Here is a 15,202-nt window from a genome sequence, read left to right on the forward strand (position 1 = left end):
GATCCTACGAATGTTCTCCCTGGTAAAAAGAAGTGAATTGTATGTGGAAAACTATAAAAGAGCGGCATAGAAAACGGCTTTTTTAAAATAAATTTGGAAATGTATTAATCCTAGAATACAGGGCCAAGGGAAAATTGGCTTAAGCCATAGGGCCATATATAGCTCCGGATGTTGTCCAGAGCTATATAAAAAAGCAATTTAATCAATCCATTCAAACTTAGTATAAGGTACTAATACCTCAGGGATTTTAATGCCTTTTTCTGTTTGGTTATTTTCCAGCAGGGTGGCCACAATACGCGGTAAAGCCAATGCGCTGCCATTAAGGGTATGTGCCAGCTGTGTTTTGCCTTCGGTATTACGGAAACGCAGCTTTAAGCGGTTGCTTTGAAAGCTTTCAAAATTTGATACAGATGATACCTCCAGCCAACGCTGCTGCGCCGCGCTCCAGGTTTCCATATCATAAGTTAAGGCAGAGCCAAAGCCCATGTCGCCGCCACATAAACGAAGCACGCGGTAGGGCAAACCCAAATTCTGCAAAAGGCCTTGCACGTGCTGGCTCATTTGTTCCAATACCTCGTATGATTTATCAGGATGTGCAACCTGCACGATCTCTATCTTGTCAAACTGGTGCAAACGGTTTAAGCCGCGAACATGTGCACCATAAGAACCCGCCTCGCGACGAAAACATGGCGTATGCCCGCAATTTTTCATCGGCAGATCTTCCCCTTTTAATATTACATCACGGTACATATTGGTAATAGGTACTTCGGCTGTAGGGATCAGGTACAGGTTGTCTTCGTTGACAAAATACATCTGTCCCTCTTTATCTGGTAGCTGACTTGTTCCGAATCCTGATGCTTCATTTACCATTAAGGGCACCATCACTTCGCTATAGCCAGCTTTTTCGGCCTCGTCAATAAAATAATTGATCAGTGCACGCTGCAGCTTGGCTCCTTTATTTTTATATACCGGGAAACCGGCACCGGTAATTTTAACCCCCAGCTCAAAATCAATCAGGTTGTATTTGGCGGCAAGTTCCCAATGCGGCTGTGCATTTTCCGGCAGGTTTGGCTTGGCCCCATTTTCAAGCACAATTTCATTTTCTTCGGGTGTTAACCCTTTTGGCACTGAACTATGCGGCAGATTGGGCAGCAATACCAACTTTTGATATAGTTCTTCCTCTATAGCTGCCAGTTGATCACCCAGCTTTTTTATATCTTCTTTCCAGGCACCTGTTTTAGCCTTAAGGCCTTCTGCTTCGTCTTTTTTTCCGGCACGCATCAGCTCACCTATCTGTTTAGCCGCAGCATTAGCCTCAGCCGACGTGTTATCCAAACTGGTTTGAGTTGAACGCCGTTTGTCATCTAATTGAATAACTTCATCAACCAATTCAACCTGTTTGAAATTTTTTACGGCTAAACGTTCTAAAACCTGTTCCCTGTTATCGCGGATATAACTAACTTGCAGCATTATTTTATTTTTAGGCAAAGATATAATCAGTTGGCAGTTTGTAGTGTGCAGTTTGCAGTTTTTTATTTAATGCATTTGATTGCACACTGCTATTTCGAAACTGTAAACTTGCAAATGCCCACTGCTAACTGAAAACTGCCAACTTATATGAGCGGAAAATTATACTTAGTCCCCACCCCGATAGGTAACCTGGAGGATATAACCTTTAGAGCTATCCGTGTTTTAAAAGAGGCGGATTTGATACTGGCGGAAGATACACGCACTTCAGCACCGCTGCTAAAGCATTTTGAGATCCATCAAAAGGTATTTTCACATCACCAGCATAACGAGCATCAATCATCAAACGAGATCATCCGGTTTTTAAAGGAAGGAAAAAATATAGCGCTGATCTCAGATGCCGGTACACCGGCCATATCCGATCCTGGTTTTTACCTGGTGCGCGAGGCTATTAAAAACGAGATTGCGGTAGAGTGCCTGCCAGGTGCCACGGCCTTTGTGCCCGCCCTGGTCAATTCCGGTTTTCCGACAGACCGTTTTTGTTTTGAGGGTTTTTTACCTTTAAAAAAAGGGCGGCAAACCCGGTATAAAACGCTGGCAACAGAGGAGCGAACCATCATATTCTATGAATCGCCACACCGTTTTTTAAAAACGCTGGATGAAATGGCTACTCATTTTGGTGCTGAGCGGCAGATCTCCGTATCGCGCGAACTGACAAAAATGTTCGAAGAAACCGTTCGTGGAACCGTGGAAGAGGTGAAAACCTATTTTGAAACACACCCTGCAAAAGGAGAATTTGTGATATGTGTGGCAGGGGCTATAACTAAATCCTCTTCAAAAGAGAAGGATTAAAAAATGAATTAGAAACGCGTCATTGCGAGGAACGAAGCAAACTTTGAGCTTTATAGATCAGGGATTAATAATATTGTGGTGACTATTCAGCGGCTGTAAGGTCACTGCGTGCATCTTGGTCCGTGATTACCCTATGCAGTCCGCCAGCTGGCGGATCGTTCCTCGCAATGACGCTTTGATTTTGAAGTATATAAATGAAAAAAAACATTCTACTCGCCATTCTCTCAGGTTTAATGCTTTGGATAGCGTGGCCGCCGATGCCTTACACCACCTTCTTTTTATTTGTCGGTTTTGTGCCTATGCTGGTAGCAATTGAAAATATCATCCGGTCTGATTATGTTAAAAAGGGCAAAAAGATCTTTGGAACCGCTTTCCTGGGATTTTTTGTATGGAACACATTATCTATTTACTGGGTTTATAATGCGCTGAAAATGGTTGGGGAGTATGTGGCATTGCCCATATCTTTCATTCCATATTCTTTAGGTGCATTGCTAATGGCAACAGCCTGTTGGCTGTACTATCGTTTAAGGCTGGTAACTAACCGTGGCTTGGGCCTGGCTGGTTTATTTTGTTTTTGGATAGGATATGAATACCTGCATCAGAGCTGGGATCTGGCCTTCCCATGGATGACTTTAGGCAATGGCTTTGCTTTGACCCATCAGTGGGTGCAGTGGTATGAATACACAGGCGTGTATGGCGGCACAATATGGATCTGGGCTTTAAATATTCTGCTGTTTTTAATTTACATTGGCTTACGCGAAGCGCCAAATAAAAAACTAAGATTAAAGCTTATTTCGGCATTTGTTATTGTTTTGATAGGGCCGCTAAGCTTTTCACTATACAGGTATTACAACTACCAGGAGCAGCTAAACCCATCAAACGTTGTGGTGGTGCAACCGAATATTGATCCTTATGCAAAGGAAAGCTCAATACCTGCCTCTCAGCAAATAAGCATATTAACTCACCTGTCCGACTCTATTGGTCAGCCTAATACGGAGTTTTTTTTATGGCCGGAGACCGCAATACCCGACCAGGTAAACGAAGAAACAATCCGTACCAGTCCCTACTTTTTACAGGCGCAGCGCTTTTTAAATAAATATAAAAATGGCAACCTGATAACCGGGGCCGAAACATTTAAACTCTACAATAAACATACTACAAAAACGGAGACCTATGATCCGCAGGCAAGGTTGTATTATGATAATTTTAACGCGGCTGTGAATATTGAAAACTCTGCCGAGGTGCAATTTTATCACAAATCAAAGCTGGTGCCGGGTGCTGAATCCCTGCCATTTGCATCCACATTATCATTTTTAAAGCCAGTGTTTGCGCATTTAGGTGGCGCAACCGGCACCTATGGCGGGCAAGGGGATCCTGGCGTGTTTTATTCGCAAGGTGGCATCGGTGTCGACCCGGTTATTTGCTATGAATCAATTTGGGGAACCTGGGTAGCTGAGTCGGTACATAATGGGGCTCAGTTTATTGCTATTATTACTAATGACGGCTGGTGGGAAAATACATCGGGGAAAGACCAGCATATTGATTACGCCAAACTGCGTGCTATTGAAACCCGCAGATGGGTATGCAGGTCGGCCAATACCGGGATCTCCGCATTTATTAACCAGCGCGGCGACGTGGTACAGCAAAGTAAATGGTGGGTTAAAACCGCCTTAAAACAAGACATCAACCTGAACACTGACCTTACTTTTTATGTGCTTCATGGTGATTATTTAGCAATGCTGGGGAGTTTGCTGGCAGTGTTGGGGACTGGGTTTATTGTGGTGAAAAGGATATTGAGGAAGTGAAGTTTTCTGCATGCGTCATTGCGAGGAACGAAGCAAACCCTGCACTTGCTAATCAGAGAACGAAAATATTGTGGGTACCAAACAGCGGCTTTAAGGTTCGCTGAGATATCAAGGTTCGTGATTGTCCTTTGAAGAGTTTGCTTCGTTCCTCGCAATGACGCATGATTCGATAATCCTATAAACCTTAGTTCTCCCTGCTCAAAATAAACGCCAGCAGATCATGGATCGGCTGTTTAATGATCTTGCCGATATGGATGTCATTTGCTTTACAAACTTCGGTCAGTTCATCAGTAAAAACATAGGCAATTGAGCCTACAAAGTGACATTTATAGCGATGATATTGCGGATATGACTTTATATTGGTCTCAATAAATTCAAGCAGGCCTTTATGTAATAAATTTTGGGCATAATCAGTTTGCCTTATCCCGCTTAAAAACTTAGTGAAGGTTGCCAGGTACGAGTTTGCGTTTGGGGTTTGATAAACGTATTTTATTACCTTTTCTTTGTCGAGCTGATAGGCCTCAGCAAATTTTATACTGATGTCATGCGGCATATTGCCATATAAAAAATCGGTTATCAGTGCTTTGCCAAACCAGGTGCCGGCACCTTCATCGCCCAAAACAAAACCGAGGCCATGTTTGCCTGAATGGATCTCCGCGCCATCAAAAAAAGAAATATTTGAACCTGTTCCTAATACGCAGCACAGGCCTTTCTCATGCCCGCAGGTGGCATATGCGCAACCCAGCAGGTCACTGTCAACACTGATATATGATTTGGAAAATAGCTGACTTAGCGCGTTTGTAACTATTTCGTGCCTGTCGGGACTTGAGCAGCCTGCGCCAAAAAAGTAGATCTCATCAATATCAGCAGCGAAGGCGATCATATCGGCCGCCTGTTCCTGCAATATTTTTACAATTTCTTTTTCCGATAAAAAATATGGGTTAAGTCCGGCCGTTCTGAATTGCTTTACTTCACCATCTTTAAGTGTAAGCAACCAGTCGGTCTTGCTCGACCCGCTATCAGCCACAAGGATCATGGACAAAGTTCTTCGAGTGCTTTTTGAGTTAGTGGTTTATGAATAAACTGGGTGATGTATTTATTATCTGCTGACTTCCGCATATCCATCGGATCAAGTGATGACGACAGCATAAATATTTTTATATCATCCTTATTGATATCGATCTTATCGTATTCTTCTAAAAATTCAAATCCGCTCATAAGCGGCATACGGACGTCTAAAAAGATAACGTCAGGTGTTACCAGGCCATCCCTTAAAGAATTTATGGCTTCTGGTGCCGAACGGACAACTATGATAGATTCGGCAAAGTTACTGCCCTCTATTATTTTACGTGTAACGAAATTATCAATGTAATTGTCGTCAATCAGCAAGCAGGTTTTAAAGCACATAGCCATCAAGTTCAAAAATAGCTTTTTAAACCAATTTAAAAAATATAGTTTTTGAAAAAATAATTATTGTTTTTTAAATTCCCCTCTTGAGAGGAGAACCTGCGTGCAAGGGCCATGTTAACCCAAACAAATAGCCATCATGTCATTGCTGTAAGGTACGAAGCAATCGCATACTATACAGATCGAACGGAAATGTGTTGAACTTTGCATAGCAGACTTACATAGTTCGCGATTGCTTCGTATCTTATAATGACATATTTTAGATTATCCTTCTTTACTGAATATTTATACTCCCTGTAATCTCCTTCAACATAATTTCAGCACTCTTAGACTGGTATTGCGCAGTAAAGAATTTTGATTGCGCATCCAAATAATTTCTTTGTGCTTCCCTTATTTCCAGCGGAGTAATGTTCCCCAATTTATATTTTTCGAGGGAGATGTCAAGGTTCCGCTTGGCTACTTCAACGTTTGATTGGCCAAGCTTCATCAAATCAAGTCCTGATAAATAGCTTACATACAAATTACTGATCTGGGCCTGAACATCAAGCGTTACCTGCTTAAAATTAATGTTGGCATTATCAATCCCAATTTTTGCGTTGCGCTCTAACCTGTTTTGATTAAAGCCATTAAATATGTTTATTGAAGCAGTAAGTCCATAATTAAAGCCCCTGGTATTTTGCGACAGGGTAAAGCCTGCCGGGGTTTGACTATGGCCGATGGTATACCCTGAATTTAAAGCAACCTGCGGATAACGGCCTGCCTTAACCTGTTTAAGGTTGATCTCGGAGATCCGTTTGTTTATTTGGGCGGATAGGATAGCCGGGTTCTGATTTTCTGCCTTCGAAAGGATCTCGCCTAAAACAAGCTTATCATCAACTATAATAGTATCACCAACAGCAAAATCAGTTTGCAGGTTACGCACCAGTAACTGGTTCATCTGGATCTTGGCCGATTTAAATTGCTGTACCTGGTTCAGGTAATTCGCTGTGTCGGTATTAAGGTTTACCTGCGCATTCAGTACATCTAGCTTAGAAGCCCGGCCGACCTGGAATTTGTCACTGGCATATCGCAGTTGTATCCTGGATATGGCTATAGCTCCCTGCAGGGCCTTTAAACCTTCGTTAAGGTTTATTAAATTATAATAGGTACTTATTACGCTGGCAAGGGTGTTCTGTATAGTATCCCGGGTTTGCAGCTCGCCCAACTTGTTTAGCTGCTTTAGTTCATCATAATTGGCAAACATCCCAAAGCCGTTAAAGATGGTCCAGTTAAGGCTTGGCCCGTATGATGTTGACGAGTTCTTAGCACCACTGATATTATTTACAGAGCCATCGCTGCGTGTTTGTTTGGTGTTTTGAATGCTGCGGGTTGCAGTTAAGTCGCCGTTTACTTGTGGTAAAAACCCCGCATTGCCTATGGTAACATTATTTTGTGCTACTGTTGAATTGTTTTTTGACAGCAATATATGATAGTTGTTTTTTAATGCTATTTCAACAGCATCTTTTAAACTGAGTACGGTATCAGTTTGCGCCTTAACACCGGCAGTAAATGCTATTAAGCAAAAAACAAGGCAACCTAATTTTTTAATGGTCATAATCGCTTATTCTTTATCTAATGTTTCTATTAGTTTTTGAGTTCTTGTCTTCCTTACTTTTTTTACATCATCCGGGTCTTCGGCGTCCGGGTCTTTACGTGTTTTTGAAGCAAATATTAAATACATCATGGGTATAATGTATAGTGTTAATACCAGCGAGAACAATACCCCGCCCATAATAACTATTCCTAATGACACCCTGCTTTTGGCGCCTGCACCCAATGCAAAAGCAATTGGCACCGAACCCAGTACCACAGCCAAGCTGGTCATTAATATAGGGCGTAAACGGGCGGTGGCTGCTTCAACCACAGCCTCGTATTTGGCAAGGCCATGTTCCATTTGCTGGTTGGCAAACTCCACAATCAGGATCCCGTTTTTGGTTACCAGGCCAACAAGCGTTATCATTCCTATCTCGCTGAATATATTAAGCGTTTGGTTAAATAACCATAACGACAGGAATGCACCGGCAATAGCCAGCGGCACGGTAAGCATAACTACAAAAGGGTCAATAAAGCTTTCAAATTGCGCTGCAAGTACCAGGTAAATCAACAATAAGGCAAATGCAAATGCAAAAATAAGACTCGATCCACTTTCGGCAGCATCACGCGAGGCACCACTTAAAGCCGTGCTGAATGTATCGTCAAGCAAGCTTTTTGCAATCCTGTTCATCTCTTCTATTCCATCGCCAACAGTACGGCCCGGAGCCAAACCGCACTGTATAGTTGCAGACTTATACCTGTTAAAGTGATATATGGCCGGCGGCGTAGCGTCCTCACTAAGTTTAACAACATTATCAAGTTGTACAAGCGCACCTTTTGAGTTGCGCACATAAACAGATTTTAAATCAAGCGGCTGGTCGCGGTTTTCACGGTCAACCTGTGCAATTACCTGGTATTGCTTGCCATTTATCAGGAAATAAGCCAGGCGGCCGTTACTGTAATAGAGTTGTAAGGTTGCAGCAATATCGGCAACCGAAACCCCAAGGTCGCGCGCCCGGTTACGATCTGTGGTAACGCGCAGCTCAGGCTTTGTAAATTTTAGGTCAACGTCTGTGCCCTGGAAAACAGGGCTTTTGGAAACCTCGGCAAAAAATTCAGGCAAAACCTTTCTTATTTTTTCAAAATCCTGGTTTTGAATTACAAATTGAATAGGTAAAGAAGTTTTTGACCCGCTACCTCCCCCGCTAATGGTTTGCTCCTGTACTACCAGCGCACGTGCATCAGGAAAACGGTTTAGTTTTTTACTTAAATAATCGGCCAATTGCTGTTGTGTACGATTGCGTTCATCAGGTGACACCAAACCAACACGGCCAAACCCTGAGTTTGCCGAACCACCGCCGCCACTTCCGGGCGAAATAACCTCAAGGTTTACATTTTGTTCGGGTATAGAGTCAGCAACCAGGTCTGACACTTTATCCATATACCTGGCCATAAATTCATAGCTGGCGCCTTCCGAGCCCGTAACTGCATACCTTAACATGCTGCGGTCATCCAATGGTGCAAGTTCATAAGGGGTAGCAAAATATAATATCCCGGTTATAACCAATGAAATGGCCAATATTATAAATGATACCCATTTTACCTTCATAAACTTAACCAGTGTCTCTTTGTAAGAGTTGGTCATGTTTACAAAGAAAGGCTCGGTGCTTTCATAAAATTTCGATTTTTTTGAGCTCTTACGGATCAGCTTAACATTAAGCATTGGGGTTAATGAAAGTGAAACAAATGCAGATATCAATACCGCGCCTGCTACTACAACCGCAAACTCCCGGAAAAGTCTGCCCGTAAAGCCCTGCATAAATACAATAGGCAGGAACACTGCAGCCAAAGTAACTGATGTAGAAATTACTGCGAATAATATTTCGGCCGAACCTTCAAACGCCGCTCTTCGCACCGCCATGCCTGATTCAACTTTTTTGTAGATATTTTCGGTTACAACTATACCATCATCAACTACCAGCCCTGTCGCGAGCACAATACCCAGCAGTGTTAATATATTTATGGAGAACCCAAAAATATACATAATAAAGAATGCGCCTATTAACGATACGGGGATATCTATCAGCGGCCGGAAAGCAATAAGCCAATCGCGGAAAAACAGGTAAATAATAATTACTACCAGTATAAACGAAATAAGTAATGTTTCCTCAACTTCACTTATAGACTGTTTAATAAATTTGGTGTTGTCTGTTATTACCTTAATCTGTATATCGGGAGGAAGGTCCTTTTTTATCTGGTCAAGCCGCTTGTAGAAGTCTTCGGCTATTTGTACATAGTTTGCACCGGGCTGCGGAATAATTGCCAGTCCTATCATCGGCACACCCGCTTCCTTTAAAGCTGTTTCCTCATTTGCCGAACCCAAAACAGCATATCCAATATCCCTGAAATGAACCACACGGTTGCTGTCGGCACGGATGATAAGATCGTTAAACTCCTTTTCGGTTGATAATTTACCTACTGCCCTTACCACAACCTCCGTATTGTTACCTTCAATTTTACCGGCAGGCAGCTCAACGTTTTCTGCATTAAGGGCGTTGCCTATGTCTGTAGCTGTTAAACCTAAGGCCGAAAGTTTGTTCGGATCAATCCACAGCCGCATGGCATACTGGCGCTGGCCAAAAATGTTTATCTGGCTAACACCCGGTATTGTTTGCAAACCTTCCTGCAATACGTTTTCTGCGTAATCATCAACCTGGTTAATATTACGTGTATTGCTGCTACAGGTAACTGTAAGTATATTATCAGCATTGGCATCAGCCTTTGTTACAACTGGTGGCGCATCAATATCCTGCGGAAGCTGCCTTTGTGCCTGGCCTACTTTGTCGCGCACGTCATTTGCAGCGGTTTCAAGGTCGGCGTCAAGGTTAAATTCAACAGTTATCCGGCTTGAGCCTACTGAACTTGTTGATGATATATTGCGGATCCCCGGTACGCCATTTATGCTTTTTTCAAGGGGCTCAGTTATCTGGGATTCAATTACATCGGCATTAGCGCCAGAATAACTCGTAGATACGGTAATAATAGGAGGGTCGACCGAGGGAAAATCACGAATACCCAAAAACTTATAGCCCATAACGCCGAATACCACGATAACGATAGACATTACCGTAGCCAATACGGGCCTTTTTATACTTACTGACGCTAAACTCATAAATATGGTTTACTTAATAACTTTTAAAATTTGTAATGGAACCTTATTACGGATTTGTATCAGCCCCGAAACAATAAGACTATCGCCAGCTTTTAAACCGCTTGTTATCTCAATCCTGGTGTCGGTACGCAAATCTGTTTTTACTGTTTTTGATTCAGCAATCCCGTTATGATAAATAAACACCTTACTATCTTTCAAATCAGGAATAACACATTGTGTTGGTACCATTATGGTTTTCGGGATCTGATCAAGCGTTAAATTTATTTTGGCAAATGCCCCGGCTTTTAACAAGTTGCCCGGGTTTGCGGCTTTGGCACGTACCGTTATGGTGCGCGAGCTCAGATCAATCGCCGGTTCAATTGCATAAACCGCTGCCGAAAAATTATTTCTTGAGCTTTCTATCGCGAAATTGATCTTAGTGCCTTGCTTTATTAATGGTAAATATCTTTCAGGAACAGAAAAAGTAACCTTTGCCGGGTCTATATTCACCAGCGAAGCAATTGATGTTGACGGCGAAAGGTAACCACCCGGGCTGATGTTTCTTAACCCGATAGTACCTGAGAATGGCGCCCGTATCTCTGTTTTTGCTATCTGTGCTTTTAATACATCGCTTTGTGCCTTTAATGTATTTAATGAAGTTAGCGAAGTATCATATTCCTGCTGGCTTATGGCTTCTTTTTGTAATAAAATACCGTTGCGGTACTCATTTTGCTTAGCAAGTGCAACCTGGTAATCATTCTGTTTTAATGATGCTATAATATCCTGGTTATAAACCTTAACTAATAGCTGTCCTTTTTTTACGTAGCTGCCTTCATTAAAAAAGATGCCGGTAATGTTGCCTGCTGTTTCACTTATCAGGTTTACCTTTTCATTGGCATCAATGGTGCCGGTAACATCAATAGTGTTATCAACAGCGGTATCTTTAACAATCATTATGTTAACAGCTACAGGTCCGGTTTTTCTTTTTGCACCTTTGCTTGCATTTTGAGCCATGGCAGCTTTTCCTTTTTCACTAAAAAACTTATTGTAAATTAAAAAGCCAATAAGCAGCGCCAGCGCTATGTATATAATATACCTTGTTCTCATATCATGGTAATCTGTTAGGGTTTGGTTCCGTTGTTAGTTTCCTGTGCTGTCAATGGCTTTATATTAGTTCCCATTTTTGTTAGCACGCTGTTAAATATTTTCATTTCCTCGTCAGAGATATCTCCTGTTATGCTTTGGTTAAGTATTTCAAAGGCCTCAACTATTTTAGGCACCGCCTCCTTTGCTTTTTCTGTTACCTTTAATAGATGTTCGCGCCTATCGGCCGGGTTGATTTCCCGGTAAACAAAACCTTCTTCACTTAAGGTATCAATAATGTTTACAATTATCGATTTGTCTTTACCCAGCTCATTTGCCAGCGCCTTTTGCGTTAGCTTACCATCATGGTAACATATATACGTTAAAGCATAGTAATACCTGCTTATACCCAAATTCTCCACCTGTTTTGCCAGCAGGCTTAAATACGCTCTCCCTAAATGATTTAACTTACGGGATATAGGTTCAATCAATTTCACATCCATCAGGTCAAAAGTAATTGGTTATAATCCTTAATAGTTGTATGTATCAACCATTTTACAACTATAGAAGCTATGCATGCATTGAAAAAAATTATAAATTGCACCTCAAATTATTAGACAACCCTCAAAAATATTTCATCACCTGTAAATTATTGCCGCTAAAAAAAACTTCTCCCTTTAATGAAAACTATTAAGCTGACCGCCCTTCTTTTTATAACATTATTTTTTATGAATTCTACCCTCACCAAAGCAGCAGGCGCTGTTAAAATTTTGTATACCGTTACTTTTCCTGAGGCACAGGCACATTATGCTGATATAGAGATGAACATCTTCGGCTTAAATCAAAATACTTTAAATCTTAAAATGCCGGTATGGACCCCGGGATCATACCTTGTAAGGGAGTTTGCAAAAAACATAGAATCGTTTAACGCGACAGTTAATGGAAAAGAAATAAAAGCCCCCAAGATCAATAAAAATACCTGGCATATAAATACTGCAGGCATATCTGCTTTAACTGTTAAATACCGTGTGTACTGTTTTGAAATTTCGGTACGTACCAGCTTTATTGATGCATCGCATGGCTTTTTATCAACGTCAGGACTTTTTATCTATCCTGACAAAATGCTGAACTCGCCATCAACCATAAAAATTATTCCTTACAAAGGATGGACAACCGTATCAACCAGTTTAGAGGCTGTTAATGGCGATCAGTTCACCAGGCATTCACCTAATTTTGATATATTATTTGATTCGCCAATTGAAGTGGGCACCCAGGATGTGTTCGGCTTTGATGCAGCCGGTGTGAAATATGAAGTTTGCATGGTTGGCGGCGGCAACTATGATAAGGAACAGCTAAAGATAGATATGGCCAAAATAGTTGAGCAGGAAACTGCGGTATTTGGCGAAAACCCTAATAAGCATTATGTTTTTATAGTACATAATCGCCAGCGGGGCGGCGGTGGTTTGGAGCATTTAAGCTCGACCACATTAGGCGCCTCCCGCGATAATTATGGCAATGCCAACGGTTATCGTAACTTTCTGAGCCTGGTAGCCCACGAGCATTTTCACCTATGGAACGTAAAGCGCCTGCGCCCGGTAGTGCTTGGCCCGTTTGATTATGATAACGAAAATTACACCACTGACCTTTGGATTGCCGAAGGGTTTACTGCCTATTACCAGAACCTTATTTTACGCCATGCACAAATTATAACCCCTGAAACCTATTTAAGTGCGGTAACGGGCGAAATCAATATTATCGAGAACCAGCCCGGCGCTAAAATACAGCCATTGGCAGAAGCAAGCTTTGACGCCTGGATAAAATCATACCGCCCTAATGAAAACTCTGCAAATACCGGGATCTCTTATTATGATAAAGGGGCTGCAGTAGGTATGTTGCTTGATTTGGAGATAATTAATGATACGAAAGGAAAAAACTCGCTTGATGATGTAATGAAATACATGTATAGTACTTATTACAAGCAGAAAAAGCGCGGTTATACCGATGAAGAGTTTAAACATGGACTTGAAAAATTTGCAGGTAAAAAACTGGATGACTTTTACAAGAATTACATTTACGGCCTTACACCGCTTGATTATAATAAATACCTGGCCTATGCAGGTTACAAGGCTGCTGATGAAGCCGCAGATAGTAATGAACCGGGCTTAGGGATAATAACTACCGATGTTAACGGCAAAAAAATTGTTACAGGTGTACAACGCGGCGGCGCAGGCTGGGTTGATGGCATAAACGTAAATGATGAGCTTGTAGCTATTGACGAAACCCCGATAACAGACATCACAACCATTCTGGACGGCAAAAAGGTGGGAGATAAAATTTCAGTATCTGTTGTGCGTGATGGCCTGCCGGTTACCCTGCCGGTTACCCTGCTCAGAAATACCCGTTTTAAATACAAAGTTGATTCATTGCCCGATGTTACCCCGCAGCAAATGGTAGTACGGAAAAAGTGGCTGGGGTTAATTGATTGAGGTTGTATGAGTTGTAAATGTTGTAGTTGTTGAAAGGTTTTGGTTGTTGGAATGTTGTAACGTTGGAAAGTTGTAATGTTATTATGTTTCATCATTCAATTTCCCTGAATTTTGAACTCTAGATGAAATAAATTTCATTTAAACGAAAACATTCTGATCGTTTTTGATATTTTATAACATATCTATGAAATAATTAACTAAAAGAACACGATCATGAATTCATTACTATACGTCATTGCGGTTATCCTTATTATTGGGTGGGCAATTGGTTTCTTTTTTACCGCTGTAGGCAGTTTAATACATATATTATTAATTATAGCTATTGTAGCTTTTCTGCTTGGAATTATCCGCAGGCCAACAGCAGTATAAATCTTAGTCCAAAAACACTACAATTGGAAAAAGGTCTGGTTATTTTAGCCGGACCTTTTTTGATAGCTTTTTTGGCATTTAACGAAATTTTTAGATCATGCCTCTTTCTTCGCATTCAAACTTTGCATCAGTTGCTCATACAGATCATCCCCGGTGGCTTTTTTGGGTTTTAACTTTTTAATGGTGGCATGCTTGCCTTTTGCTTTTGCATGGATGATCTTTAAAAGCTCGTTATTATATTCATCCTTAAACTTTGATACATCAAACTTTTCGGCATACTGATTAATAAGTGCCAGGCCAACATCAAGCTCTTTTTTGCTTACCGTTACATCATCTGCAATTTTCAGATCTTCGGTACTGCGGATCTCCTGCCCAAAACGGATCCGGGTTACTACCAGCACACTTTCAACCGGGTGAACTATGCAAAGCGACTCCGTGCTGCGCAAAACAAAGCGCGCAAGTCCGGCCTTTTTTGATTTTATCAGCGCCTGGGTCAGCAGGGCATAAGCCTTATTGTTTTTTGTATCCGGCTCGGTATAATAGGATGTTTCGTAAAACATAGGATTTACATCAGCAATATCCACAAAGCTTTCAATTTCAATAACTTTGCTTTTTTCGGGCGCAGCCGCTTCAAAATCCTGTTCCTCAACTATTACATAATCATCGTTTATTTTATAGCCTTTTACAATTTTATCATAAGGCACTTCCTTGTGTGTGTGCTCGTTTACCCGCTGATAGCGGATGCGTGAATGATCGCGGCTGTCAAGCATATCTAAATCAATCTTACTGGTCTCAACGGCCGAATACAATTTTACGGGAATACTTACCAGCCCAAAACCAAGTGAGCCTTTCCAGATGGATCTCATAATCAATTGATTTAATGAATAAGTATAACCTTTGAAATGGGGAAAGGGTTTTTAAGGATTTAAACGAATTGATCTTTAGAGCGGAATTTCTTGATTATTGACGAGTAATGATTAAGTATCTTTGTAAATTGACAGGATATAATT

General features: G+C 41.4%; 12 protein-coding genes. 4 read left to right on the forward strand and 8 right to left on the reverse strand.

Annotated features, from left to right (window positions below):
- Positions 1-198: 198 nt before the first annotated feature.
- Positions 199-1,470 carry a serine--tRNA ligase gene (gene serS / locus JWQ54_RS16910; protein WP_299587068.1) on the reverse strand — a complete coding sequence of 424 codons (1,272 nt, stop codon included), beginning with the start codon at positions 1,468-1,470 and terminating at the stop codon, positions 199-201.
- A 147-nt stretch (positions 1,471-1,617) separates the two neighbouring features.
- Here serS and rsmI point away from each other — a divergent pair, with 147 nt between their 5' ends.
- Together rsmI and lnt are read left to right on the forward strand one after the other, a co-directional pair.
- On the forward strand, positions 1,618-2,319 hold the full coding sequence (rsmI, locus tag JWQ54_RS16915; RefSeq protein WP_299587070.1) for a 16S rRNA (cytidine(1402)-2'-O)-methyltransferase: 702 nt from the start codon (positions 1,618-1,620) through the stop codon (positions 2,317-2,319).
- Positions 2,320-2,513: 194 nt separating this feature from the next.
- Positions 2,514-4,124 carry an apolipoprotein N-acyltransferase gene (gene lnt / locus JWQ54_RS16920; protein ID WP_299587073.1) on the forward strand — a complete coding sequence of 537 codons (1,611 nt, stop codon included), beginning with the start codon at positions 2,514-2,516 and terminating at the stop codon, positions 4,122-4,124.
- Between the two features lie 184 nt (positions 4,125-4,308).
- On the opposite strand, the gene JWQ54_RS16925 is transcribed toward lnt, so the two are convergent.
- From JWQ54_RS16925 to JWQ54_RS16950, 6 genes are all read right to left on the reverse strand, one after another.
- Positions 4,309-5,160: an N-acetylglucosamine kinase gene (locus tag JWQ54_RS16925; protein WP_299587075.1), complete on the reverse strand. Its 852-nt coding sequence runs from the start codon at positions 5,158-5,160 to the stop codon at positions 4,309-4,311.
- Positions 5,157-5,531 carry a response regulator gene (locus JWQ54_RS16930; RefSeq protein WP_299587078.1) on the reverse strand — a complete coding sequence of 125 codons (375 nt, stop codon included), beginning with the start codon at positions 5,529-5,531 and terminating at the stop codon, positions 5,157-5,159. Before JWQ54_RS16930 ends, JWQ54_RS16925 begins: the two co-directional genes overlap by 4 nt.
- Before the next feature lie 274 nt (positions 5,532-5,805).
- Positions 5,806-7,125 (reverse strand): TolC family protein, encoded by a 1,320-nt coding sequence (locus tag JWQ54_RS16935; RefSeq protein ID WP_299587080.1) that lies wholly within the window; start codon positions 7,123-7,125, stop codon positions 5,806-5,808.
- 6 nt (positions 7,126-7,131) lie between these two features.
- Positions 7,132-10,275 (reverse strand): efflux RND transporter permease subunit, encoded by a 3,144-nt coding sequence (locus tag JWQ54_RS16940; protein WP_299587082.1) that lies wholly within the window; start codon positions 10,273-10,275, stop codon positions 7,132-7,134.
- Between the two features lie 9 nt (positions 10,276-10,284).
- The gene (locus JWQ54_RS16945) at positions 10,285-11,361 is read right to left on the reverse strand and encodes an efflux RND transporter periplasmic adaptor subunit (RefSeq protein WP_299587085.1); all 1,077 of its coding nucleotides are present in this window, start codon (positions 11,359-11,361) and stop codon (positions 10,285-10,287) included.
- A 14-nt stretch (positions 11,362-11,375) separates the two neighbouring features.
- Positions 11,376-11,840 (reverse strand): MarR family winged helix-turn-helix transcriptional regulator, encoded by a 465-nt coding sequence (locus JWQ54_RS16950; RefSeq protein WP_299587088.1) that lies wholly within the window; start codon positions 11,838-11,840, stop codon positions 11,376-11,378.
- Between the two features lie 225 nt (positions 11,841-12,065).
- Here JWQ54_RS16950 and JWQ54_RS16955 point away from each other — a divergent pair, with 225 nt between their 5' ends.
- The gene (locus tag JWQ54_RS16955) at positions 12,066-13,823 is read left to right on the forward strand and encodes a M61 family metallopeptidase (protein WP_299587091.1); all 1,758 of its coding nucleotides are present in this window, start codon (positions 12,066-12,068) and stop codon (positions 13,821-13,823) included.
- A gap of 213 nt (positions 13,824-14,036) precedes the next feature.
- On the forward strand, positions 14,037-14,192 hold the full coding sequence (locus JWQ54_RS16960; protein WP_299587093.1) for a lmo0937 family membrane protein: 156 nt from the start codon (positions 14,037-14,039) through the stop codon (positions 14,190-14,192).
- 95 nt (positions 14,193-14,287) lie between these two features.
- Here the strand turns inward: JWQ54_RS16960 and JWQ54_RS16965 are convergent, their stop codons facing one another.
- Positions 14,288-15,058, reverse strand: a complete 771-nt coding sequence (locus JWQ54_RS16965; RefSeq protein WP_299587096.1) for a Ku protein — start codon at positions 15,056-15,058, stop codon at positions 14,288-14,290.
- Positions 15,059-15,202 lie beyond the last annotated feature (144 nt).

This window comes from Mucilaginibacter sp., assembly GCF_028288225.1.
GTDB lineage: Bacteria > Bacteroidota > Bacteroidia > Sphingobacteriales > Sphingobacteriaceae > Mucilaginibacter.

Excerpts from the sequence above, each read along its gene's own strand:
- serS (WP_299587068.1), bottom strand. The coding sequence starts at position 1,470 with ATGCTGCAAGTTAGTTATATCCGCGATAACAGGGAACAGGTTTTAGAA.
- rsmI (WP_299587070.1), top strand. The coding sequence starts at position 1,618 with ATGAGCGGAAAATTATACTTAGTCCCCACCCCGATAGGTAACCTGGAG.
- lnt (WP_299587073.1), top strand. The coding sequence starts at position 2,514 with ATGAAAAAAAACATTCTACTCGCCATTCTCTCAGGTTTAATGCTTTGG.
- JWQ54_RS16925 (WP_299587075.1), bottom strand. The coding sequence starts at position 5,160 with ATGATCCTTGTGGCTGATAGCGGGTCGAGCAAGACCGACTGGTTGCTT.
- JWQ54_RS16930 (WP_299587078.1), bottom strand. The coding sequence starts at position 5,531 with ATGTGCTTTAAAACCTGCTTGCTGATTGACGACAATTACATTGATAAT.
- JWQ54_RS16935 (WP_299587080.1), bottom strand. The coding sequence starts at position 7,125 with ATGACCATTAAAAAATTAGGTTGCCTTGTTTTTTGCTTAATAGCATTT.
- JWQ54_RS16940 (WP_299587082.1), bottom strand. The coding sequence starts at position 10,275 with ATGAGTTTAGCGTCAGTAAGTATAAAAAGGCCCGTATTGGCTACGGTA.
- JWQ54_RS16945 (WP_299587085.1), bottom strand. The coding sequence starts at position 11,361 with ATGAGAACAAGGTATATTATATACATAGCGCTGGCGCTGCTTATTGGC.
- JWQ54_RS16950 (WP_299587088.1), bottom strand. The coding sequence starts at position 11,840 with ATGGATGTGAAATTGATTGAACCTATATCCCGTAAGTTAAATCATTTA.
- JWQ54_RS16955 (WP_299587091.1), top strand. The coding sequence starts at position 12,066 with ATGAATTCTACCCTCACCAAAGCAGCAGGCGCTGTTAAAATTTTGTAT.
- JWQ54_RS16960 (WP_299587093.1), top strand. The coding sequence starts at position 14,037 with ATGAATTCATTACTATACGTCATTGCGGTTATCCTTATTATTGGGTGG.
- JWQ54_RS16965 (WP_299587096.1), bottom strand. The coding sequence starts at position 15,058 with ATGAGATCCATCTGGAAAGGCTCACTTGGTTTTGGGCTGGTAAGTATT.